The sequence below is a fragment of the Paenibacillus suaedae genome (genome assembly GCF_032337355.1).
Taxonomy (GTDB): domain Bacteria; phylum Bacillota; class Bacilli; order Paenibacillales; family Paenibacillaceae; genus Paenibacillus_B; species Paenibacillus_B suaedae.
The window spans coordinates 383,918-406,993 of record NZ_JAVYAA010000004.1; the positions used below are offsets into that span (position 1 = coordinate 383,918).

The window sequence follows — 23,076 nt, forward strand, 5'->3', positions numbered from 1 at the left end:
ATGACGAACGCTCTGAATCTTTAATGTTAACCAATAATATTAAATAAAGGTTAACATTAAAGATTCAGCAGGGCAAGAACTTTACACGAGGAGGAGTGCAGCAATTTTCATCAATAGGAGAGCATTATCTGAAGAGAGATACGATCTGCAGGGAAACTTCATCAACAGGAGGTTATTGCTTATAGAGAGACACTAACTACAGGGAGACTTCGCCTACAGGAGAGCGTTGCCTAAAGAGAGACACTGTCTACAGTGAAACTCCACTTATTGAGGACATTGTCAGCAGGGAGAACGCCGTCTATAAGTACTCCGTCTACGGACGGAGCAGCTTATTCACCTGGAGAACGAATATAAGATCCATCGATGGTCGCTTGTTGCTACCAAACCCTATAGGTATCATTTACCATATAGGGAGGGGTGGAACGTGAATCCTGTTATTTATGAACTCGACCATGTGAGTCAAATGTATAAACGCGGCAAGGTGAAGGCGAATGTAGATATTTCGCTGCAAGTGCAAGAAGGTGAAATATTGGGGGTGCTTGGCCCCAATGGAGCGGGCAAATCAACCCTGATCAAGCAGATGATCGGACACCTGAAACCTACAGAAGGGAAGGTGCTATTCAAGGGTATGGATGTATCGCGCCATACGAAATATGTGGCACAGCAGGTTGCCTATTTCTCGCAGGATCCGCATGTTTTGTCTGTGTTGAAAGCACAAGAAGCGCTGGAGTTTACCGGGCGCCTGCGAGGAATGACAAAAGCGGACGCCGTAAGACAGTCAGCGGAGTTGCTGGAGATGGTGGGATTGTCCGACTTTCGCGATAAGCAGCTAAAGCATTTGTCTGGAGGGCAACGGCGGATGATTGGCATCGGGACTGCATTGATCGGCCGTCTTCCAGTCCTTATTTTCGACGAGCCAACAAATGAACTGGATCCCACGAACCGCCGACTCGTATGGAATTTAATTAAGGAACGCAATCGTGAAGGGGCGACCATTATCCTAGTTACGCACAACGTGCTTGAGGCAGAGCAGGTAGTGGATCGGGTTGCAGTGGTCAATCATGGACGCTTGCTAGTAATTGATGCGGTCGCCAAGCTGAAGCAGAAGGTCGATCAGCGGCTCAAATTCGAGCTGACCACGGAGTTTGGCCGCCGTGAGGCTGCCGAGCAGGCTTTGAGACAGTGGGGACAGCTTCATATTGATGGCGAGAACCGGCTTCGTTTGCTCGTAGACAAATCAGAAGCGAGCCTTGTGCTCGATTATATTGTTCGTTCTCCTCACTTGCCGATCGAGGAATACGCGGTAAAGCCGCCAAGTTTAGAGGATGTGTATTTCCATATTGATCGTCAAGCAGAGCAGGAGGTGCAGGATGTATGAAATCAGAAGCAGCAAGCAGATCTGATATCGTCAGCCAGTCTGCAGTCAAATCAGCAGTCCCATTCGCAGGTACAAGAGGAATTGGGCGGAAGTTGACAGAGTTTATAATCCTAACCCGAATTCAATACGCCAACATTCGAGACACATGGGTGTGGGTTCTGTTGATGTCAACAATGTTTCCATTTACAACCATGCTCTTCATGATTTCTTTTACTGACAATCCGAGTCATGAAGCATTGATCCGGGTCATTGCCGGCAACCTCATATTCGGTATTATCGTAACGGGGATGAACTCGATGGGGCAGGAGATATCGTGGCAGAAGCATCAAGGTCATTTTACGTACTACTTGTCATTGCCGATATCCAAGCTGAACTTCGTAATTGCCAATATGCTGAAAGGCTTAATGAGTGCCCTTCCGTCCTTTGTATTGCTTGCATCATTTGGGAAATGGGGATACGGCATTGATTTTCATATTACATGGGCGCTGCCGATTGTTGTGCTATTGTCCTTGACCAGTGTTGTTGGCGTCGGTGTGGGCATCGGGTTCTGGTCGCCGAATCATCAGCTGACAAATATGCTTGTGCAGGCGCTGATGATGTTCGTTACATTTCTGTCGCCCGTCATGGTTGATATGCATCAGCTGCCATCATTATTGCAGTGGGTGGCCTATATTTTTCCGACCACATATGCGGCAGAGGCGATGCGGGGAGTACTTTTGACAGGATGGACAACAGATGTCATGCTGAACAGCATCGTACTGCTGGGGTACAGCATAGTATCGATTCTTGTGATTCATTTCTTGGTGAAATGGCGTGTAGGCGAATAATTGATTCCGGAGCGTGTGTGGGCGCTGTCAGCCGTTATAGGTTGGGCAGCGCCTCTTGCATGTGATACAATTACCGCAAGATTAATTTCATGTATATATCTGGAAGCGTTGATCTGCAATTGATCGGCGAAGCCGCATGGAAGGAGAGGATCAGGATGATACATGGATTAGGGCATGACATCATCGAAATTGAGCGCGTCAACAAGCTGCTACATGATCATATCGGTGTACGATTTATCGCTCGTATACTAACAGAACGCGAACAGGCCGTATATGCGACCAAGGGAGGAAGGCAGGTCGAATTCGCCGCTGGCCGATTCGCTGCCAAGGAAGCGATCGTGAAGGCGTTTGGAACGGGAATCGGAGAAGTGATCTCCTTCCAAGACATCGAGATATTGCCGGATCAGCTCGGCAAGCCGATTGCCCGATTGAGCAAAGCTGCTTGGAAGCGGCTCGGCTTGTCCAGCAGCGAATATCGCATTCATCTTAGCATCTCGCACCAGCCGAGCATTGCGTCGGCACAGGCTATTGTAGAATGGCGTACGTCAGATACATAGTGGAATGGGGGAGTAAGATTATGGCGCCGGAAGAAGTGCTTCTGGAGGTATGTGACTACATCGGGTGCGACAGGTCGGAATTGCATATAATTGGTGGTTACGATCTTAATGTTTACGAGGCAGCTATTGTAGGGAGAAGTCCTGTCATTATAAAGTTATATGATCATGGAATTCATAATACGGCACATATTCAGTCTGAAGTGGAATGGGTGCAATATCTTCATGAATACGGTATTCCGGTTGCAGCACCGCTTTCTTTAAGAGGTCAACTTGTTCATTCCCTGCCAACTCACTTTTTTACGATATATGAGAAGATATTAGGCCAACGAATCCAGATCCATGATGAGCAAGTGTGGAATGAACGCTTATTCAAGGATTGGGGGGCAGCCCTTGCACAGATGCATGCAGCTTCAGAAGCTTACGATGGATCTCCTCTTGTCCGTCCGCATTGGAAGGAGCATGCACTGTACCAACAAGAGCATCATCAGCTTGATCCGACTGTGCGGAGCAAATGGGAGCAGTACTGCAAATGGTTGTCTGAACAGACGGTCACCCCTGCAGAGTATGGAATTGTTCACGGCGATCTTCATCAGGGCAATCTCCTGATTAAACAGAATACCCCAGTTATCATTGATTTCGGAGACAGCGAATACCATTGGTACGCATATGATGTGGCGATCGCCATCTATCATGCTGTCTCCACTGTGCAAGCTCCAGAAGAACGGCGAAACTTCGCCGAGCGCTTCCATGATGCAATGATGGAAGGTTACACAAGCCATCGCTCCACGAGGCTTATTACACCACGATTGAATGACTTCATCGATTTTCGACATGTATTTTCCTATGTGTATCACCATACCTTTGCAGACATTAGCAGGTTGACGGAACAGCAAGTAATCTCTATGCAAAATATGAAACAGTCCATCATCCAGCAAGATCATTTTTTAGGATTTTCACTTGTGTAGCAGGTAAGTGGGGAGTTCGGAGCGTGCATGTTTGATTCGCCATGTCCATGCACAGACCCTGGTTGTACGTCCGCCCTTATTTGCCAGTTCGAACGTTGAGGAAGTTCAGGCGTCGGGCAACCTTCAGCTAAGCTTTAGTGGCTATACAGAGGATGTGGTGAATGAAGGGTTTCGAAGCGGTTTGTTCACTCTTGGCGAGCGTAGGGAGTCGCGTGTTCCATTACTAAGCGAGGTAGGGGGATCGGCTGTCGACCATTGGTATGATAGGCAGCATGTGAGAGGGAGCGGAACCTTTTCACCAGGATAATAATGAACAGCGTAAATAGAAGATGGGGTTCCCGACAAGGGTACCCCATTTTTATGTAAGAGTCTGCTAAATAATGATAAGCATGGAGCGTTTATTAGGTCTCAAGAGCGTCTACATATTGCTTCGCTTCTACGAGCGACAAGCCAAGCACTTCTCTCGCCTTTTTGACTGCGGCTACTTTCTTGCCGTCGCGTACAAGCTGAAGCACCTCGTCTTGAACAGGATGTCGAGACAGGCCGTCTTCTTGGGCGATGTGGTCATAACTTACCTGCATTGCCTTGATGCGTGCCTCCATGGCACTTACCTTGTTGTACACAGATAAGCATACGAATAACGTGATGAGTGATATCGTGATAGATAGGTATTCCATTCGAACATCCCCTTTCGATACCTATATATCTATTATCTATTATAGCTGAAAGGATAGGCCTCTCAAAGCAAAATGGCTTATTGCCGTTCTTGCTTACTTTGAGGTGTTCGTATGTTGGCATGTACTCATCGAGCACTTATCTTATAGGGCTATCGGCCTCGAGGGGGAAGAGGCTACTTCTTGCTGGCGAGCCAGTCAGCAATTTTGTCGATTTCTTCTTTTTCCAGACGTCCGCCTTGGGCAGGCATGAGTTTGCCGCCATTTTCAATCGTATTCGCAATCTCTTCCTTCGTCAGCTTGCTGCCGATCTTTTGCAGGTTTGACTCTGGCCCCATCATCCCTTGCATTTCATTGCCGTGGCATTGCATGCAATTGTTTTTATACAGGGTGACAACTTCTTCTGGGCCTTCTAGTGCAGCTGATTTTTTGGCGTTTCCTGAGCTGCTCTCATTGCTGCTATTTGCTCCTCCGCCGCATCCGGCAAGCAGTCCTAGCAAGGCGATACCGGCGACAATTGGGATGAAGCGTGTGAACATTCGACGTTGTGGCACTGATGATGCCCTCCATTCTATTGGGACATTTCTATATGAATAGTATAGAAATTCCAGCACCTCTCTTGCAAGCGCTGGTGTGGATTGTTGGCAGAACGTTCACAACTGGTTCCCTTCATGTATAATGGGCAAGGAGACTGCGCTTATAGGATGAATACTAACTACTAGAGACAAATCAATAGACAAGAGACAGGAGGCCGTCATGGACGAGCAAAAGAGATATTTCAGCCGCGAGCTTCTGCTCTGGTATCGGGCGAATAAGAGGGATCTGCCTTGGCGGCGTCAATCGAATCCCTACTACACATGGGTATCCGAAATTATGCTGCAGCAGACGCGTGTGGAGACGGTAAAGCCGTATTTCGAACGCTTTATTGGGAAATTCCCTACCGTTGAGGCGCTGGCAGATGCACCTGAGGAAGAAGTGCTGAAGGCATGGGAAGGGCTCGGATACTATTCCCGGGCGCGTAATTTACAGACTGCAGCACGAGAAGTGAAGGAACAATACGGCGGACAAGTCCCTAATGACAAGGCGAAGGTGTCCGCGTTAAAAGGCATTGGACCATATACATCCGGTGCGATCATGAGCATTGCCTTCAATCGGCCGGAGCCGGCAGTGGATGGAAACGTAATGCGGGTGCTGTCGCGTTATTTCCGCCTGCATGATGATATCGCAAAGCCAGCAACGCGTGTTCATATGGAGCATTTGGCACAGGAACTTATTCCGGAGGGCTGCGCATCCGATTTCAATCAGGCACTAATGGAGCTCGGCGCGCTCGTGTGCACGCCAAAATCCCCGTCATGTCTGCTCTGCCCAGTTATGGAGCATTGTGAGGGACGCATGGCAGGAGAAGAGCTTATCCTGCCGATCAAGACAAAAGCGAAGCCGCCGAAACCGGAGCTTCGGTATGCGGCATTGATTGAGGGAACTGGAGAACATGAAGGCAAGGTGCTTGTCCGTCAACGTCCGGATACCGGCTTGCTGGCGAAGATGTGGGAGCTGCCGCATATTCTCGTACCGAAGCAGGTGGGCATCGTCGGGATGAGCGACGCTGAGTCGTATGCCATTCTGCATCATTCCTTGCAAGCGGAGGGGGTAGACGTTGCGCCCGTTGAACACTGGATGGATGCAGAGCATACGTTCAGCCATATTCATTGGCAAATGCGCGTGTACCGCTGTAATCTTCGCAATCTGCAGCCGAAGGACAATACCGTATACAAATGGGCAGGTCCAGAAGAGATGGAGGAGCTTGCCTTCCCGAATGTATTCGTGCGATTGTTAAAAATCCGCTTTCAGTAATCCATTTAGTTACTTTCGTGACATTTATTCTGGTGTAGATTTTAAAGATTTACTAGACAAATTAAAGGGTGCTTGCCGTTTAGGCGGAAGTTCCCTTTTTTTCTATTTCGTAAACGTTTACAATGGTCACGACAACATTGTGGAAGCGTTACCAAAGTTAGGAGAGACTTCGGATACGCTTGTTGAGGCATTGGATTTGTCTATACAACATCAAGAGAAAGTCGTCACTTTGGAGGGGATTCTAATGAAACGATTGAAACCGACTATACTTTCCCGAGGTCAGATAAAACGCAAGTTTGCCTTGATGCTCAGCACAGCGATGATTGCTGGATCGCTTGCCGGCTTCGCTGGCCAGGCAGAGGCTGCGCAGCCGCATTCCTCGTATTGGTACCCGGATACGCTATTGTCGTGGTCGGCACAGACAGACAAGGATGCGGCATTCAACCGCAGCTCCGTGAAGCTGGACACTTCTCGTGTACAAGGAGCGAAGGTGAACCCGAATGCGAAGTCAGACGCCAAGGTCATGGCGCTTGCTTCGATGTACAAAAGTACGAGCGGTGCACCATCGCAAGGCAATGACAGCTTCCATGGCTACGCGTTCAGCTACTGGCAGTATGTTGACAAGCTGATTATGTGGGGCGGATCTGCCGGGGAAGGCTTGATCGTTCCTCCAAGTGCGGACGTAATCGATGCAGCGCACAAGAATGGGGTACCGGTATACGGCACTGTCTTTCTACCACAAAAAGAGCACGGCGGTAAAATCGAATGGATGCGCGATCTGATCCAGCAGCGTGAGGACGGTACGTTCCCTGTTGCAGACAAACTCATTGAAGTCGCGAAATTCTATGGCTTCGACGGTTGGTTCATTAACCAGGAGACACAGGGCGGCACGCCGGAAGATGCGCAGAATATGCAGAAGTTTTTGAAATATTTGCAGAAGATCAAGCCTTCCAATATGGAAATCATCTGGTATGACTCCATGGTGAAGGATGGTCCTGTGAAATGGCAGGGCGGACTGACGGACAACAATAAGATGTTCTTCCAAGATGGGGAGGAGCGAGTAGCTGATAATATGTTCATCGACTTCCGCTGGCAGTTCAAGAAGGATGGCAAGTACGACTACGTAACGCCGTTCCAGAACTCGCCGAAGGCAGCTGAGCAATTGAAGCGGGATCGCCATGAGCTGTTCGCAGGTATGGATTTGGAAGGCGGCGGCGGTTATCAAGGGGAGTACAACTTCCCGGTATTGTTCCCGGAAGGACAGGACGCGGTGACATCGCTTGGCTTGTATCGCCCAGACTGGGCGTTCAATACAACCAAGACGAATGACGAATTCATGAAGAAGGAGCAGCTTCTGTGGGTAGGCGATAGCCTCGATCCGTCCAAGACGAAGGCGAACGATTGGGCATGGCGTGGCATTGCGCATGATATCGTAGATAAGACGGTCATTACGAAGTCTGACTTCGTGACCCATTTCAATACAGGCAACGGTACGCAGTTCAGTGTATTCGGCAAGAAGGTTCGTGATCGTGAATGGTTCAACCGCAGTCTGCAGGACGTTCTGCCGACATGGCGCTGGATGGTTGACGAGTCTGGACAGAAGATTGCACCAAGTTTCGACTTCTCGAACTCCTTCTATGGCGGCAGTTCCTTGAAGCTCCAAGGCAAGGTAGCAGAAGGAGCCTCTTCGAATGTGAAGCTATACAAGACCGATGTAGAGGCAACTGCTGACATGCAAATGACGCTGACGTACCAGTCGAATGCACCAGAAGCTGCTGATCTGAATATTGGTGTTGCATTCGAAGGAGCACCGGATACGTATACGTTCGTGAAGCCTTCTGATACGAAGGCGGCTGGCGCGAAGGGCGACTGGACACAGGCAACTTATGACTTGAGCCCATATGCAGGCAAGAAGATTGTTGGCATATCCGTTCAAGTGGAAGGCAAGGCCAATGACAATCTGTACTTGGCACACGTAGGGGAGCTTGCGATTCGCGACATGAATGAGAAGACGGCTCCAGTAGGTCAAGTATCGGATGTTCGTGTGATCGAAAACGATGTCCGTGACGGCATTTATGCAGACGCTCGCTTGACGTGGACAGCGCTGGGCGACGATGTGCAGTATTACCAAGTCTATCGTGTGAAGCCGGACGGTTCCCGTGAATTCATGGGCGCAACAGGCAACAACTATTACTATGTGTCTGAAATGAAGCGCGGCGGCGACATGGAGAAGACGACGCAACTAGCAGTCGTTCCGGTGAATCGTCACTATGAGGAAGGCCGCGCGGTAATGACTTCGTTTGACTGGCCTGAATATCCGTCCCCTAAGGCAGACTTCGAGGCGGATAAGACGTTCGTGGCGCCAGGTGAGGAAGTACAGCTGACAGATAAGTCTTCAGAAGTGACAACAGAATGGGAATGGAGCTTCCCAGGCGGAACGCCTGAGACAAGCAAGGAGCGCAATCCGAAGGTAAGCTTCGCGAAGGAAGGCACGTATGAAGTGAAGCTGACTGCGAAGAATGCAGTTGGTGAAGATGTAATGACGAAGTCGCAGCTCATTACGGTATCCAAGGAAGCAGCGTTCCGGGCAGAGGATCTGGCTAAGGGTGCGAAGACAGAAGCGTCCAGCTTCGTCAATGACAGTGAAGCGCCGCAGTTCGCTGTTGACGGCGAGATGCATACGAAATGGTGTGCAGTCGGCAATGAGAAGCACTGGCTGAAGGTGGATCTGGGCAAGGCGTATGATGTAACGCAGTTCATCGTACACCATGCAGAGGCTGGCGGTGAATCGGCTGCCTTCAATACACGGGAGTTCACGATTCAGCTCAGCATGGACGGCGAGAATTGGACGGATGCTGTGAAGGTGACGGACAACGAGAAGGGCACGTCCAAGCACGCGATTGCTAAGACCAAGGCTCGTTATGTTCGCCTTAACGTTGAGAAACCAACCCAAGGCGGAGATACAGCAGCTCGTATCTACGGCTTCGAGGTGCAAGGCATTAAGAATGTAGCTGCTGAATAATCGAAGATTCGAAGATGGATAAGAGGGTCTTCCCCTTAGGCGACGATGGTCGGCGAAGGGGAGGCCCTTTTTTATGGCCATAATGATTGTTGGGTGGACAACCTCTACTTCGATTGCTTCCGATGCTAGAGGAAGATAGAATAGGGAGAATTATTGGTTCATAGTGTGATGGAACAGGTATGCAACAGGGTGAAAAAATAATGACATTATATTTATGTTATATTGGATAGGGAAGACTCCAATGAAGATGACATGTACTTTAGGGATCGGCGTTAAATGAAGCGAGAAGCTTCCGACATAGAACATAGGAAATAATAGCGAGTAGACCGTGATTAAGATTTCAAGAATGTGTAAACCATCTGCCAGTAAGATGGTTGATAGCAATTACTAAAGAGAAAGGAGTGAGAGAGATGGCTGAACGCATCATTTTACCTTTTGGAGATCCGATATTGCGCAAGCGTTGCAAGCCAGTTACGGAGCTGAATGCGCGTACGATATCGCTGCTTAATGATTTGAAGGATACCCTGTATGCTGAGAAAGGAAGAGCAGGACTTGCGGCACCGCAAATAGGGATTTTGCGACGTGTTGTCGTCATGGATGTCGGAGAGGGCTTGATTGAATTGATTAACCCGGAGGTCATTGAGACGGCTGGCGAGCAGGAAGGGATGGAGGCTTGCTTGTCTTATCCTGGGTACTACGGTAGAGTGAAGCGGCATCAATATATTAAGATAACAACGATGAACCGGGATGGTGAGACGGTCACATTGGAGGCCGAGGATTTCTTTGCCCGCTGCATCCAGCATGAGATGGATCATTTGGATGGTGTGCTGTTCATTGACCGTGTAGAGGATGATTATCTTGTCCATGGAACGAATCATCAGCATATGCCGCTGTTTCATGCACTTCGACTGACATCTCCAGAACAGCGTACCTAAGGGTGGAAGCGGCAGTCATTTATCTCAGTATGTACCTGTGCCTCATAGACTTGAATACACGAAAGGTATTGGATGTTGGCAGAATCTTCTTTTTGTGAGGGGATAATTGGGGAAGTGTTCCGGCGCTTGGGGTCGAATGATAGGAGTAATCATTTAATCGATAAGTGGAGGTGCAGAGGGATGGAGGAGCTACATCAACGATTTCTGGAGCAGCAGCTTCCCCGTAGGTATACGAATCTTGCTGCCGAGAAAATGCTTGTGGAGAAGTACCGCGCGATTGAAATCCCAGCAGAGGTGCTGGCTGATTTGCAGCGCGATCCACTGGCGAATTTTGAACAGGTATTCAAGTGCTTCAAGATTGAGGATCGTGATGTTCTGAACCGGATATATAGTGATACGGAGAAGGGCATCCAAGAAGAGCATAAGGCCAGATATGAGGAGCGGGAAGCTGAAGATAGGCCCCTGGAACCATCGGAGAAGGAATGGATTCGGATTCGAAATGGGGAGCTGCTTCGAGTTGTACTCACTAGTGAAGATGGGGAGCATATGCTCGGATTTACCGTGCAGGGATTGTGTTATGCATTAGTTGATGATCTTATGATTATGAAGGGGATTCCTCAAGGGGAAGAATGTTCACTGAACAACGAGTATTATGTGCACTATCTTCAATTACTACAGTGGCAGGGTCATTTATAAGGCGATGACGAAAGGGGAGGTCGGTGCTCAGCACTGCCCTTTTTTTGTATAGGCGGTCTTCCACTTACACAATTCGGCATGTATGTACAGAAGTGTAAGAGAGTCCATGGAGTGAGCAATTATTATCGAATGAAGAGTGAGGTTCTGCAGTGAGCAGAACCTCTATTTGTTCGCCATCAGCATTCTGATTATATGGCCTAGCGTCTAGTGTCTGGCATTATGCAGTGGTAGTGATCTTGTCCAGTATCATGAAGGCGGCGCCGATCGCAAGCGCCTCGTCACCGTAGCTGCCCTTGCTGAACATGACCTGATATTGCGGATAATGATAGGTTTTGCGAATGGCTGTTTGTGTTGCGGTATAGAAAAATAAATCATTCGCGTTCATGAGCGGTCCGCCAAGCACCACTTTCTCTGGATGGAGAACGTTGAGTAGGTTGGCTAACCCAATGCCGAAATAAGTAGCAGCCTGCGTTACAATCTCGGTCGCTAGTGGATCACGCCGCCGCAGCGCCTCCATAATATGCGCATATGAAATGGTGGAGCTTGCCCCCGCGATCTGCTCAAGCAGACTGCGGCGACCCATTCGGACGAGTGCGTTCGCTTCGCGTTCTATGGCGTATACGGTGGCATATGACTCCAAGCAGCCGTAGTTGCCGTTCCCTGTACGTGGGGGAATGCCATCTGCCTGAATGATCATTTGCCCAAGTGAGCCCTCCATGTCGACAGCCCCATAGATAAGCTTGCCTTCGGACATCATCGCGGAACGGAGCCCAATGCCGACATGTACGTACAGCATATGCCGGACATCTCTTGTTCGATTGGCCCACGCTTCTGCCCGAATTGCGGTGTTCGCCCCATTATCGAGCATGACAGGCATGTTCAATTGTCGTTCCAAGTCATTGACGATCGAGACATTCTCCCAGCCTGGAGAAGGGAAGAAGCTAGGCTGCAAGATGACACCTTCGAATCGATCCAGCGGACCGACGGCGCCGATTCCAAGACCGAGTACCTTATCTGGGCTGAGCTTATGCTTGCCCGTCCAGTGCTTAATCTGCTTCGTTACTTCTGCCAACAAGTATTCCGGTGTCATGAGTGCAGTCATTTCCCATTCGCATGTACCGAGCTTATTTCCGGCCATGTCCAGCATGACGAGGCGGGAAGAGGTGCGGGAGATATCAAGGCCGAATGCATAGCCGTAATCAGGAACGACTCGGTAAAGAATCGGTCTGCGTCCGCCAGTCGAAGCGCCAAACCCGCATTCAGCGATGAGTCCAAGCGTAGTTAGCTCCTCCAATACACGAGTCAGTGTGCTGACCGTAAGCCCGCTGTATTGGAGCAAGTCCAGCTTCGAGATTTCATCGGTGCGTCGAATGAATTGAAAGATTTCCTTCGCTTTGGAGGAAGGAATGTGTTGATCCAATGATTTATCCATATATAACAATCCCCGCAATTCCTGACAATAGGATGACGGCTATCGGATGGAGCTTCAGCTTCATCAGCGCAAGCAGTGCACAGGCGAAGATTGCGACTGGAATGAATGATGATAATGTCCACTTCGCCGTGAGCCCAGAATGCATCGCCATGTTGACCGCCGCATAGGCGATCAGTGCGATTACGGCTGGCTTCATGCCGTCAAGTGCAGACTGCACCCACTGATTATCATACACGCGGTAGAAAATAGTGGCAATAAGCAGCATGATGATTGCAGATGGCAGGATAACTCCAAGCGATGCAGCAATACTGCCGATCAAGCCAGATGCAGTATACCCAACATATACGGCGCTGTTCATTGCAATAGGGCCTGGAGCCATGCCAGCGAGTGTGATTGCTTCCGTATACTGCTCTGCAGTCATCCAGTGATGAGACAATGCTTCGTGTTCAATAATCGGAAGCATCGCATATCCGCCTCCGAAGGAGACAAATCCTAGTTTAAAAAAAGTCCAAAAGAGTTCCCATAACATGGTGCATCCATCCTTCTTGTTCGATTATGGGAGGCTAACCATATCTATTCCATCAACCTAGACCGCTCTATTGTTGTGCTGCTTCGCTTGGCGGGAGCGGGTGGCGCTATTGCTTGTGCGCGGTGGCTTGGAACGGTCGTGTGGATGGTCGCCCATAAAGCTGCTGCGAGTGATCCAATTCAGTACGAGACCAGCGGCTGCTCCAATGGCTAACATGATAACGGGGTGGAGTGAAGTCCAGAACAGCAGTGCTAATGTGGTCAAGGTGATGGTCCATGTGAACACATTGGTTAAGGTGCGCGTGCCCAGACGCACGGCTGCATATACAATAAGTGCAACGATAGCAGGTTTAATACCGAACAATGCTGCCTGCACATACGGTTGATCACGTAGTCCGGCTGCCCCAGCGCATAATAACAGCATAATGGCAATAGTAGGCAAGGAGATGCCGATGACTGCTGCGGCGAGTCCGGATAGGCCGGCAATGCGATAGCCGACAAGTGCGGCGACATTGACACCTATTCCGCCAGGGGCGGCACCAGCTAGTGCAGTGATTTCCCCCATATCATCTGCTTCTAGCCATTTGCGCTTTTCGGCGATTTCCCGTTCGATGACAGGCAAGATTGCATAACCGCCGCCGAAGGTGGTCGGTCCAATCTGGCTAAAGGTCAGAAACAATTGAAGGAGAAGGGTGCGCTTCTTTATTCGCTGCGCAGGACGGAGAGCATTTTGATTCATGGTGATTATCATCCCTTCCGTTCAGTGGTATGGTAGCTTCAGTATAACGCACTTAATTTCATTTTGGAATAAACTTTTAACTAATCGATGTAAATGATCCGTAATATGAAGAAGTTGAATTGCGATTTATTGTATTTTAGAGGGAGTTTCATCTATATTGGAATCATGTTGGCGTGCATCTCGATTCGTTTACACGAAGAGGTGGCATGATTGAAGAAATTAAGAAGATTACAGGGACATAAGTGGGAGTCATTTCCCATTACTTATTGCGAAGGCAGTTGAAGAAGGTAGCAAAATGCCAGTGAGCTTGTGGCGGAGGGCTTCTATATATTAATATGGAATTATTAACGTAAGGAAGTAGGCAGCGTTTGCAACCGGAAGCGGAAGCCGATGCCAGAGGAGGTACATTGGATAAGCGAATATCTCTCGGGCTGTATGTTCTCGCTGCTGTACTCATCTTGGTGTACCATGAGAAGCTGCTTGCTCTACTGCGTCATATGGAGCCTGGTGCAGGAGCGCTCATTATTATGTTTCTTGCTGCTGTCGCTATATCCCTATTTCCTGTCATTCCATTCGGCCTAGTGGCGGGGATTATAGGGGCCACTTTTGGATTCTGGATCGGGGGCTGGATCAATGTGGCAGCTTCGACGGTAGGGGCTGCTTTGATGTTTCTTGCTGTTCGAAGCGGGATATCCGGGCAGGGAAGATCCTATATTGAGCGTGTCGGCTTACTTCGAAGCTTTAATCAATTAATGGAACGAAATGCATTCACTGCTGTGCTTATCGGACGGATGATTCCCATTGTCCCAGCTGTAGCGATTAATGCATATGCAGCCATGCTGTCTATCCCTCTACGCACCTTCATGGTGGCAACTGTATTAGGGAAGCTGCCGGTTATGTTCCTGTTCGCCTATGTCGGCGAGCAGTTGCTTCAAGACTGGACAAGGATTCCGGTCGTCTTGCTTCTATATGCCGTGTACGTGGCTGGCATTTATGGAATACATCGAGTCGTGGAGCGATGCCAATCAAGGCGTGGCCGCACGTAGCGACACAAGGAATTGCGATAATATCGTTATGGAGGAAAAGTTGAATATGTCCAACATTGCATCAAACATTACACAGCTCATTGGCAACACACCCCTAATGGAGCTGAACAACTACAGTCGCAAGCATGGCCTCGGAGCGAGGCTCGTTGCGAAGCTGGAAGCATTCAATCCTGGTGGAAGCGTCAAGGATCGTATCGGATATGCAATGCTTAAGGCAGCCGAGGAGCAAGGTGTCATCGACCGCAGCTCGGTCATTATTGAACCGACAAGCGGCAACACGGGGATTGCATTGGCGAGCGCTGCTGCAGCACTTGGTTATCGTATTATTATTACGTTGCCAGATACGTATAGTATGGAGCGCATTAAGATGATGAAGGCGCTTGGTGCGGAAATCGTGCTCACGCCTGGATCAGAAGGGATGCAGGGGGCGATTCGGAAGGCGGAGGAGCTTGCTGAGAGTATTCCAAACTCGTTCATCCCACAGCAGTTCCATAATAAGGCGAACCCAGAAATGCACCGGAATTCGACAGCACAGGAAATATGGCGCGATTCGGACGGAGAAGTGGATATCTTCGTGGCAGGGGTCGGCACTGGTGGGACAATTAGCGGTGTAGGCGGCGTATTGAAGGAGAATAAGCCATCGGTACGAATAACAGCAGTTGAACCTGCTGATTCACCTGTTCTGTCAGGAGGCAATCGCGGTCCGCACATGATTCAAGGTATCGGCGCTGGCTTTGTGCCGAGCACATTCGATCGCAGCATCGTTGATGAGATCATCCGGGTTACGAACGAAGAAGCATTCACTGCAGCACGCGAGCTTGCAAAGCAGGAGGGCTTCCTAGTTGGTATTTCCTCAGGCGCAGCCTTGGCAGCTGCAACACAGCTGGCGAAGCGCCCTTCGAATGCAGGCAAGATGATTGTTGTGCTGCTCCCGGATACAGGCGAGCGCTATCTGTCGACGCCGTTGTTCGAAGGCTAAGCGGCAGGCGCTGGAATACTTATTATATACGTGTCATGGTACAACGAAATAAGCATCAGCTGCAGGGAGGCACATGAATCTCTGTAAATAAGAAGCCCTGATCCTGTGCAAAGCAGGTCGGGGCTTTTTGCATATGAATAATGTGTTAACATCATAAGCGCTGCTAACAAAAACAGCCGTCCTCCGAGCAGAAAGCCTGCAAGAGGACGGCTGTTGCCAATGCATGAATTACTTGTTCAATGCATCTTCGTAGCGTTTTTCAACTGCTGACCAGTTCACAACATTCCAGAACGCGGAAACGTAGTCAGGGCGTTTGTTTTGATATTTCAAGTAGTATGCATGCTCCCATACATCCAAACCGAGGATAGGCGTCTTGCCTTCCATAATCGGGCTGTCTTGGTTAGGCAGGCTGTATACGGACAATTTGCCGTTAGCATCTACTGCAAGCCACGCCCAGCCGCTGCCGAAGCGTGTAGCTGCAGCTTTAGCGAAGTCTTCTTTGAACTTGTCGAAGCCGCCAAGCTCATTGTTGATTGCATCAGCCAATTTGCCGGAAGGCTGGCCGCCGCCGTTTGGTCCGATGATTTCCCAGAACAGGGAGTGGTTCGCATGGCCGCCGCCGTTGTTGCGTACAGCTGTGCGGATGCTCTCAGGAACAGCATCCAAGTTAGCGATAAGTTCATCCAGGGATTTATCTTGCAATTCTGGAGCAGATTCCAAAGCTGCATTCAAGTTCGTCACGTATGTGTTGTGGTGACGATCGTGGTGAATCATCATTGTTGTTTCATCGAAATGTGGTTCCAAAGCGTTGTTGGCATAAGGAAGAGCTGGTAATTGATGTGCCATTGTGTCATACCTCCTAATAATTATGTAGCATCTTATATACTTCTAACCTAATTAAACATGAAGCGAACGAATAAATCAACATAAATGTTGCGAAAGTCTGCATTGAAAGTAAAGCCTTCGCAATTCTTCACAAATAGATGAATAACAACCTGTCATTCAACGCTATCATATTACCCGAAAATGGTTCTTTTCAAACGAATGCTCCATTGGAGAACGATGGATCAGGGCTAGCAATGAATACGAATTCTTTACAATTTCTATAATCTTTTCTTGTATTGGGTAATGTAAACGCTTTAAATAAAGCGTTTACAAGAGAAAACGAGAGATTTTCCGATCTTTTTTATGGAAGTTGAAAGATAAAGAAGGATTTTCGCGATTTTTGTCGTATTTGTAAAGGTATTGCACAATCTATGTAGATAACCACAAGATACAGATTTAATGTAAAGGCGTAGAAAGGTGTTAGACAGAGAGACAACCGATCACGAAACCAAGCTCAGGATGAGGGAGAGTAAGTCATGAATGTTCGTTCCTTTCGTTTGTCGGATTATCTTCCGGCAACCCAGTTGTTGAAGGAATCACTGTCAGATGAATGTTGTGAGAAGACGCTGGAAGCATTCGCGCGTCAGTTATCGTTGGACGGAGAGCTGGTGCTCATCGCAGAACATGAGGCATCTAGTGGGGAGCAGGCTATTGTCGGACTTGTCATCGGAACCGTTGATCGTAACAACGGCTACTATTACCGCCTTGCCGTACACCCAGATTATCGCAATCAAGGAGTAGGCAAAGCACTGGTAGCGGGATTGGAACAGAAATTCCAACAACGCCGCGTCAAAAACATTATGATTGCTGTGGACGAGCATACAGAAGTCGTATTGCCATGGTTTGAGGCATTGGGGTACGGAGCGAAGGATATGCTGCGCTCCCTGTCGCAGCTGCGCATCGTTGCAGGGTAACGGCGCGCAATCCTGTATTGCAGATGTATTGCAAGGTCGCAATCGGCCTCATTCGGTAAGAGTGGCGATACACGATTTACTATAGCCAAACATTGTACAAGGAAGCATATCTTCTCAACCGTTGCATTCGGGGAAAAGATATGCTTTTCTATTAGTAAAGCGAATTGAACGCAAAGCCGAGGAATTTAGCATGAATCGTTATGAGGAAGCTCTTGTGAAAAGTTTCAAGCACGATGGTCACCTGCATCGGGTATGGCTCGAGAACTGGCTTGTGCCCTCCACGATGCGGCATCCTGATCATGTGAAGGAAGACATGTACGTCCTTATCAATAGTCAGACGCCGATTCGGGAGTCGGATGGGAAGCAGTGGGTCAGCAAGATTCCTGCTGTCACCTTCTTCATCCCGAAGCAGTGGTTCAACGTTGTTGCTCTTATCGAGGAATGCGGTGTTCGGTATTATTGTAATATAGCATCGCCTCCGTATCGGTGCGGCAATATTTTCACTTATATTGACTATGATTTGGATGTCATTCGCATGGCGGACGGGCAAGTTCAAGTAGTGGATCAAGATGAGTATGAGCACAATCGCTTAACCTATCATTATCCGGAGCTTGTTGAGCAGAAGGTGAAGCTAGGCCTGGATCAGGTGTTGGAGTACATTGAGCAGGGTCGTACTCCATTCCATGATGGCACGGTACGTTGGTATTACGAAGAGTGGAAGCGGTTGTTAAACGAACCTCATGAACAGTAAGCAAGTAGACATGAAATCGGTGAACGGCGCCTGTTCCAGAACTTAGTTCCTGGATGCATGGTGCCGTTTCCGATGTTGGCGGATTGTGGACAGGCTTTTTTTATTGAGTATTGGCGCATAGCGCATTAGCGAAATGAATGGAATATGAAAATACATCATGAGACGACAAGGAGGTGAATGGGATGCTTGATTCGAAGAAGCTGAATGGACAACAAAATCATGAAGAGCGGGCGGTATCTGATCAGGGTGCTTCCAAGGATCGGTGGCGCCAGTTGAAGCAGGATATTATAGAGGCCGCCCCGGCACTCGGAATTGATCAGGTCGGCTTTACAACGGCAGACCCATTCATTGAATTGAAGGCGAGGCTGCAGCATTCCATTGACCAAGGCTATGCCTCGGGATTCGAAGAGCCTGACTTGGACAAGCGTACTCGCCCCGAATTGTTGCTGGAGGATGCGCGCTCTATCATAGCCATTGCTGTGGCCTATCCTTCCAAGCTGGAGGAATCGCCGAAGTCGAAGGCAGGCTCCTATCGGGGAATGTTTGCGCGGACTGCATGGGGACTTGATTACCATCATGTTCTGCGTGATCGTCTCGCGAAGCTGGAGACTTTCTTGCGTGAGCGAGTGCCTGAACAGGAACTGCGGGTACGAAGTATGGTGGACACAGGAGAATTAAGTGATAGGGCCGTAGCAGAGCGTGCAGGTATTGGGTTCAGCGGCAAGAACTGCTCGATTATTTCGCCGCAGTGGGGATCGTGGATTTACTTGGGCGAAATGATTACGAATATTCCGTTCCCGTCTGACGAGCCTGTTACAGAAGACTGCGGCGAGTGCACGCGCTGTCTTGATGCTTGTCCGACAAGTGCCCTTGTCGGCCCTGGACAGTTGAATGCGAACCTGTGTATCTCCTTCCAGACGCAGTCGAAGGACATCTTGAGCCATGAGATGATGACCAAGATGGGGAATCGGCTGTATGGCTGCGACACATGCCAGATCGTTTGTCCCAAAAATAAAGGAATGAATTGGACGCACCAACCCGAAATGCAGCCTGATCCCGAGAAGGCGAAGCCTCTTCTCGTTCCAATGCTGCAATTATCGAATCGTGAATTTAAGGAGCAGTTCGGCTCATTGTCGGCTGCATGGCGCGGCAAGAAGCCGATCCAGCGCAATGCGATTGTGGCGCTTGGGAACTTCCGTGATCGAAGCGCGGTTGGGGAGTTGCGTGCCTTGCTGCGAGAAGATACGCGTTATGATATTCGTGCGACAGCCGCTTGGGCGCTTGGTCAGATTGGCGGTACTGATGCGAAGCAGGCGCTGCTGTCAGCCTTGAATCGTGAGAAGGAGGATGCCGTTGTGCAAGCGATAGATGATGCCCTGCAGCAGTTCGACAATCATGTGGAACCTATTTATGTGCAGGAGATGGAGTCGCCGATAGGGATGCTGACCGTTGCCTCATCGGCGACAGGACTATGTTCTATTGAATTCGGCAGTGTGTTGGATACCTCTGCGCGTCTGAACGCCTGGGCGCAGCGCACATATGGTCGGGCTGCCCTCCAGCGTCATCCGGAACGGCTGCAGGAGGCAATTCGCCAATTGGAGGAATATTTCAGAGGGGAGCGGCAATCGTTCGATTTGACGCTTGATTTCCAAGGAACGCCATTCCAACGTGAGGTGTGGCGCGCTCTAATGGATATTCCGTACGGGGAGACGAGATCCTATAAGCAGATCGCAGAGGCAATTGGACGTCCGCAGGCAGTACGAGCAGTCGGTGGGGCGAACAATCGCAATCCGATTCCGGTTATTGCGCCATGCCATCGTGTCATTGGAGCAGATGGCCGACTGGTCGGGTACGGCGGGGGGATGGACAAGAAAGTTACTCTCCTTAAGCTGGAAGGCATGCAGGCGAATGAAGAACGGATGCTGACTGCTCCTTAATGGAACAGGGGATATTTGTCACGATTGATGGTACGTGCTATCATAGTGGCGGTACGGTATATTCGAAATCGAACGGCACATCGATCTCTTTTCGTTTTCTATGTGAAGTTTTCGGTGGATCATTCACGGAATCTGTACCCTACTTGAATATAGAAGCAATGAGCTAAACTTGACGATGTTGGGGTGACCATGGGAAGATGTGGACAGTAATTACGGCAATCGTAACACTAATTGTAGGCATTATCATCGGCTTCGCTGGCGGCGTGTACTACTTGCGTAACCAAATGACGAAAATGCAATCAGACCCTCAAATGCTGCAGAAGATGGCGAAGCAAATGGGCTACAATCTGAATTCGAAGCAGATGCAGCAAGCACAGCAAATGATGAAGAACAAGAATTTCAAGAAAAACCGCTAAGTTAACGAGATCATGCTCACAAGCGCGGCGGAAGGAGGAACGTTCGTGGCTGGTTTGAAGGATTATGTGAATACACAGGTTGGTACGAATCGCGAGAAGATTGAGCATCATATTAAGGAAATCTTGAAGCTCGTCGGAGAAGATGTTGAGCGCGAAGGATTGCTGGATACGCCAGCACGCGTGACTCGCATGTATGAGGAAATCTTCGCCGGTTATGAGGTAGATCCTCGTGATGCGCTCGGGGTAGCATTTGATGAAAATCACGAAGAGCTTGTCATTGTGAAGGATATTACGTATTATAGCCAATGTGAGCATCATATGGCACCCTTCTTCGGGAAGGTGCATATCGGATACATTCCAAGCGGCAAGATAGCAGGACTTAGCAAGTTCGCCCGCTTGGTGGAAGCAATCTCCCGCCGCTTGCAGGTGCAAGAGCGGATCACTACCGAGATTGCCGACATTATGGATGAGGTGCTCATGCCACACGGCGTGATGGTCGTTGTGGAAGGCGAGCACTTGTGCATGTGCGCCCGTGGTGTGAAGAAGCCGGGAAGCAAGACGGTAACGATGGCAACACGCGGCAGCTTCCGGACGGATGCGGCGCAGCGCGCGGAATTTTTGTCACTGATTAAGTAGTAATGTGATGTATGTGGGTGAACTATGAACTGATGAACCCCGTTCCGGGCATGGGACGGGGTTTTTTTCGGACAGAGCAGGGAATTTGAATAGGAGGAGTTACAAGTCACATGACAGAAGCAAAGAAGAAGTCGGAACAGAAAAGTACGGAACAAGAAGTAGAATTGACAGCGGAACAGAAGCTGTGGGCGAGATTGTATGAAGCAGCTTCTGCGTTCAAGAAGCAGGCGAGCTGGGAGTGGATGCCGGAGAACGTGATCTTTGGCGTGAGCAATCCCGAAGACGGAGAAGTGGGCTATTGCACGATTATGAATGGAACAGACTACTTGTTCGGTCTGGCGTTATTCCGCGGCGGTGAAGGATTAGAGAGCCTGAACAGCATGATGCTGGACAATCATGAGCAGAATGCATGGCTTCATCGCCAAAAATGCATCATGGTAACGTTTGAAGACCGTACAGATCTGGAAAAGCGCGATTTGGCGCAGATCAAGGAGCTCGGGTTACGCTTCCGCGGCCGTAATGCATGGCCAATGTTCCGCGCATACGACCCGGGGTTTGTTCCATGGACGCTTGACGAGAAGCAGGTCAGTTTCTTGGCGATCGCCTTAGAACAAGCGATAGATCTGGCAGCGCGCGTGAAGAAGGACAAAGAGGTAATGACAGCACCGCAATCCGGTCAAGTGTTGGTTCGTACTCCGGACAACAAGAAGTGGGTAGATCGCTGGATGGATCCTGACTTCGTATTGGAGCGTCCTGTGAAGGTTGAAATCGAAAATCGCGATCGTCTGAATGATGTTATGGATCGTTTCCCGAATAAGAAGGGCCAATGGGAGACAGAATTTTTCTATGCGCCTGTTGCTGTGAAGGGTGAAGGCGAGCGTCCGTACTATCCTCGTCTTTGCTTGTGGGTAGACCGTACGACACGTGCAGCTGTAGGCTTCCATGTCGCGTATGATGACGACTTTGAGCAGGAATTCCTGAATCACTTCTTGCAGCTTATTGAAGAGCAGGGGGTACGCCCACAGAAGCTCATCATTCGCACAAATGAATGCGTGGATCTGTTCGAGAAGACAGCACAGCGTCTAAAAATTCGCATCGAGCGCGAGTCGCACCTGGCGTACTTGGAGGAAGCGCGTGGAGACTTGTTCGATTATTTCTCCAAGCAAGAAGGGTAGAAGGAATCTATTTACGTTATAAATGATATATGTCCTTAATAAATAGGGAATGAGGAGAAGGCATGGCTTCGCTGAAAGGCGGGTCGTGTCTTCTTTTTTCTTATACTGCTTACCCGGGAAAGGAGGGTGTCTTAATGAAATCGCTGCATGTATAATGGGAATAAAGATGTTTATGCTATCTATGGAAATAAAGGAGTGCTGCTATGAAGATTTCAATGCATATTACAAAGGAAGACTATTGGAAATTTAATAAATTCGTGATATACAGCATGCCGAAATACCGTAAAGTCATGCTAGCGAACATCATCGGCCTGCCCTTGTTTTTAAGCATCATTCTTAAAGTTATCGGCAAACCATGGGTGTACTCGATTGTCGTTGGGATAGTGCTGGGAGTGCTTTTGAACGTATTCATGTATTTTTCGATTAAGAGAAAGGTTATGCGTTGGTCTGCTTCCACAGAAAATGCAGCCTGGCTCGGAGATCATACGATGGAGATTACGGAGCAGGGAATTGATGAGACGACGCCGGTCGGCAGCGCTCATTACAACTGGGATGCGATACCGGAAATCAGAATGACCAAGGACTACATCTATATCTTCATCAGCTCGATGCAGGCACATATTATCCCACTTGCTTGCTTGTCTAACTCGTCCGAGCAGACACAGCTTATTCAGCTTCTTGAGGAGCATCATAAGAAAAAGATTATCGTACATTCCTAACTGGTGATCACATA

24 protein-coding genes are annotated in these 23,076 nt (G+C 49.1%); 18 read left to right on the top strand and 6 right to left on the bottom strand.

The window, feature by feature from the left end; all coding sequences use genetic code 11:
- The first annotated feature begins 424 nt into the window (after positions 1-424).
- The 5 genes from RQP50_RS18695 (at position 425) to RQP50_RS18715 (ending at position 4,034) form a co-directional block, all read left to right on the top strand.
- On the top strand, positions 425-1,378 hold the full coding sequence (locus tag RQP50_RS18695) for an ABC transporter ATP-binding protein (RefSeq protein WP_174808792.1): 954 nt from the start codon (positions 425-427) through the stop codon (positions 1,376-1,378).
- Positions 1,375-2,205, top strand: a complete 831-nt coding sequence (locus tag RQP50_RS18700) for an ABC transporter permease (protein ID WP_083545264.1) — start codon at positions 1,375-1,377, stop codon at positions 2,203-2,205. Before RQP50_RS18695 ends, RQP50_RS18700 begins: the two co-directional genes overlap by 4 nt.
- A gap of 155 nt (positions 2,206-2,360) precedes the next feature.
- Positions 2,361-2,762 carry a holo-ACP synthase gene (acpS, locus tag RQP50_RS18705; protein WP_028533600.1) on the top strand — a complete coding sequence of 134 codons (402 nt, stop codon included), beginning with the start codon at positions 2,361-2,363 and terminating at the stop codon, positions 2,760-2,762.
- A gap of 20 nt (positions 2,763-2,782) precedes the next feature.
- Positions 2,783-3,727, top strand: a complete 945-nt coding sequence (locus RQP50_RS18710) for a phosphotransferase enzyme family protein (protein ID WP_315746336.1) — start codon at positions 2,783-2,785, stop codon at positions 3,725-3,727.
- A 31-nt stretch (positions 3,728-3,758) separates the two neighbouring features.
- Complete coding sequence (locus RQP50_RS18715; RefSeq protein ID WP_315746337.1) at positions 3,759-4,034, top strand: hypothetical protein; 276 nt, start codon at positions 3,759-3,761, stop codon at positions 4,032-4,034.
- A gap of 94 nt (positions 4,035-4,128) precedes the next feature.
- Here RQP50_RS18715 and RQP50_RS18720 read toward each other — a convergent pair whose 3' ends face one another.
- Together RQP50_RS18720 and RQP50_RS18725 are read right to left on the bottom strand one after the other, a co-directional pair.
- Complete coding sequence (locus RQP50_RS18720; protein ID WP_315746338.1) at positions 4,129-4,404, bottom strand: hypothetical protein; 276 nt, start codon at positions 4,402-4,404, stop codon at positions 4,129-4,131.
- A 173-nt stretch (positions 4,405-4,577) separates the two neighbouring features.
- Positions 4,578-4,955 carry a c-type cytochrome gene (locus RQP50_RS18725; RefSeq protein WP_083189203.1) on the bottom strand — a complete coding sequence of 126 codons (378 nt, stop codon included), beginning with the start codon at positions 4,953-4,955 and terminating at the stop codon, positions 4,578-4,580.
- A 202-nt stretch (positions 4,956-5,157) separates the two neighbouring features.
- On the opposite strand from RQP50_RS18725, the gene mutY reads away from it, so the two are divergent.
- The 4 genes from mutY (at position 5,158) to RQP50_RS18745 (ending at position 10,905) form a co-directional block, all read left to right on the top strand.
- Complete coding sequence (mutY, locus tag RQP50_RS18730; RefSeq protein ID WP_021256148.1) at positions 5,158-6,252, top strand: A/G-specific adenine glycosylase; 1,095 nt, start codon at positions 5,158-5,160, stop codon at positions 6,250-6,252.
- Positions 6,253-6,496: 244 nt separating this feature from the next.
- Positions 6,497-9,274, top strand: a complete 2,778-nt coding sequence (locus tag RQP50_RS18735) for an endo-beta-N-acetylglucosaminidase (RefSeq protein ID WP_315746339.1) — start codon at positions 6,497-6,499, stop codon at positions 9,272-9,274.
- A gap of 410 nt (positions 9,275-9,684) precedes the next feature.
- Positions 9,685-10,209 carry a peptide deformylase gene (gene def / locus RQP50_RS18740; RefSeq protein WP_028533606.1) on the top strand — a complete coding sequence of 175 codons (525 nt, stop codon included), beginning with the start codon at positions 9,685-9,687 and terminating at the stop codon, positions 10,207-10,209.
- A gap of 180 nt (positions 10,210-10,389) precedes the next feature.
- The gene (locus tag RQP50_RS18745; RefSeq protein WP_315746340.1) at positions 10,390-10,905 is read left to right on the top strand and encodes a hypothetical protein; all 516 of its coding nucleotides are present in this window, start codon (positions 10,390-10,392) and stop codon (positions 10,903-10,905) included.
- 217 nt (positions 10,906-11,122) lie between these two features.
- Here RQP50_RS18745 and RQP50_RS18750 read toward each other — a convergent pair whose 3' ends face one another.
- Genes RQP50_RS18750 through RQP50_RS18760 form a run of 3 tightly spaced genes read right to left on the bottom strand, consistent with a single transcriptional unit; the run spans position 11,123 to position 13,604 of the window.
- Positions 11,123-12,337, bottom strand: a complete 1,215-nt coding sequence (locus tag RQP50_RS18750) for an ROK family protein (protein ID WP_315746341.1) — start codon at positions 12,335-12,337, stop codon at positions 11,123-11,125.
- A complete protein-coding gene (locus RQP50_RS18755; protein WP_315746342.1) occupies positions 12,330-12,866 on the bottom strand; it encodes a chromate transporter in 537 nt (178 codons plus the stop codon). The genes RQP50_RS18750 and RQP50_RS18755 overlap by 8 nt, the downstream gene beginning before the upstream one ends.
- Positions 12,867-12,923: 57 nt before the next feature.
- Positions 12,924-13,604, bottom strand: coding sequence for a chromate transporter (locus RQP50_RS18760; protein WP_268626363.1), 681 nt, complete (start codon positions 13,602-13,604; stop codon positions 12,924-12,926).
- A gap of 368 nt (positions 13,605-13,972) precedes the next feature.
- Between RQP50_RS18760 and RQP50_RS18765 the strand changes: the two genes are divergently transcribed.
- Together RQP50_RS18765 and cysK are read left to right on the top strand one after the other, a co-directional pair.
- Positions 13,973-14,650: a TVP38/TMEM64 family protein gene (locus tag RQP50_RS18765; protein WP_142545341.1), complete on the top strand. Its 678-nt coding sequence runs from the start codon at positions 13,973-13,975 to the stop codon at positions 14,648-14,650.
- 46 nt (positions 14,651-14,696) lie between these two features.
- Positions 14,697-15,629 (top strand): cysteine synthase A, encoded by a 933-nt coding sequence (gene cysK, locus RQP50_RS18770; RefSeq protein ID WP_268626365.1) that lies wholly within the window; start codon positions 14,697-14,699, stop codon positions 15,627-15,629.
- A gap of 228 nt (positions 15,630-15,857) precedes the next feature.
- Here the strand turns inward: cysK and RQP50_RS18775 are convergent, their stop codons facing one another.
- On the bottom strand, positions 15,858-16,475 hold the full coding sequence (locus RQP50_RS18775; RefSeq protein ID WP_021256139.1) for a superoxide dismutase: 618 nt from the start codon (positions 16,473-16,475) through the stop codon (positions 15,858-15,860).
- A 515-nt stretch (positions 16,476-16,990) separates the two neighbouring features.
- On the opposite strand from RQP50_RS18775, the gene RQP50_RS18780 reads away from it, so the two are divergent.
- The 7 genes from RQP50_RS18780 to RQP50_RS18810 all read left to right on the top strand — a co-directional run bounded on the left by RQP50_RS18780 (position 16,991) and on the right by RQP50_RS18810 (position 23,062).
- Positions 16,991-17,428, top strand: coding sequence for a GNAT family N-acetyltransferase (locus RQP50_RS18780; protein WP_021256138.1), 438 nt, complete (start codon positions 16,991-16,993; stop codon positions 17,426-17,428).
- A gap of 190 nt (positions 17,429-17,618) precedes the next feature.
- Positions 17,619-18,179, top strand: a complete 561-nt coding sequence (locus RQP50_RS18785; RefSeq protein WP_315746345.1) for a DUF402 domain-containing protein — start codon at positions 17,619-17,621, stop codon at positions 18,177-18,179.
- A gap of 182 nt (positions 18,180-18,361) precedes the next feature.
- Positions 18,362-20,116, top strand: a complete 1,755-nt coding sequence (gene queG, locus RQP50_RS18790) for a tRNA epoxyqueuosine(34) reductase QueG (RefSeq protein WP_275936818.1) — start codon at positions 18,362-18,364, stop codon at positions 20,114-20,116.
- A gap of 197 nt (positions 20,117-20,313) precedes the next feature.
- The gene (locus tag RQP50_RS18795; RefSeq protein WP_021256135.1) at positions 20,314-20,532 is read left to right on the top strand and encodes a YneF family protein; all 219 of its coding nucleotides are present in this window, start codon (positions 20,314-20,316) and stop codon (positions 20,530-20,532) included.
- Between the two features lie 45 nt (positions 20,533-20,577).
- The gene (gene folE / locus RQP50_RS18800) at positions 20,578-21,168 is read left to right on the top strand and encodes a GTP cyclohydrolase I FolE (protein WP_021256134.1); all 591 of its coding nucleotides are present in this window, start codon (positions 20,578-20,580) and stop codon (positions 21,166-21,168) included.
- Between the two features lie 110 nt (positions 21,169-21,278).
- Positions 21,279-22,343: a DUF7309 domain-containing protein gene (locus RQP50_RS18805; protein ID WP_315746346.1), complete on the top strand. Its 1,065-nt coding sequence runs from the start codon at positions 21,279-21,281 to the stop codon at positions 22,341-22,343.
- A gap of 203 nt (positions 22,344-22,546) precedes the next feature.
- Entirely contained in the window at positions 22,547-23,062 is a 516-nt protein-coding gene (locus tag RQP50_RS18810) for a YcxB family protein (RefSeq protein ID WP_315746347.1), read from the top strand.
- The last annotated feature ends 14 nt before the right edge of the window (positions 23,063-23,076 follow it).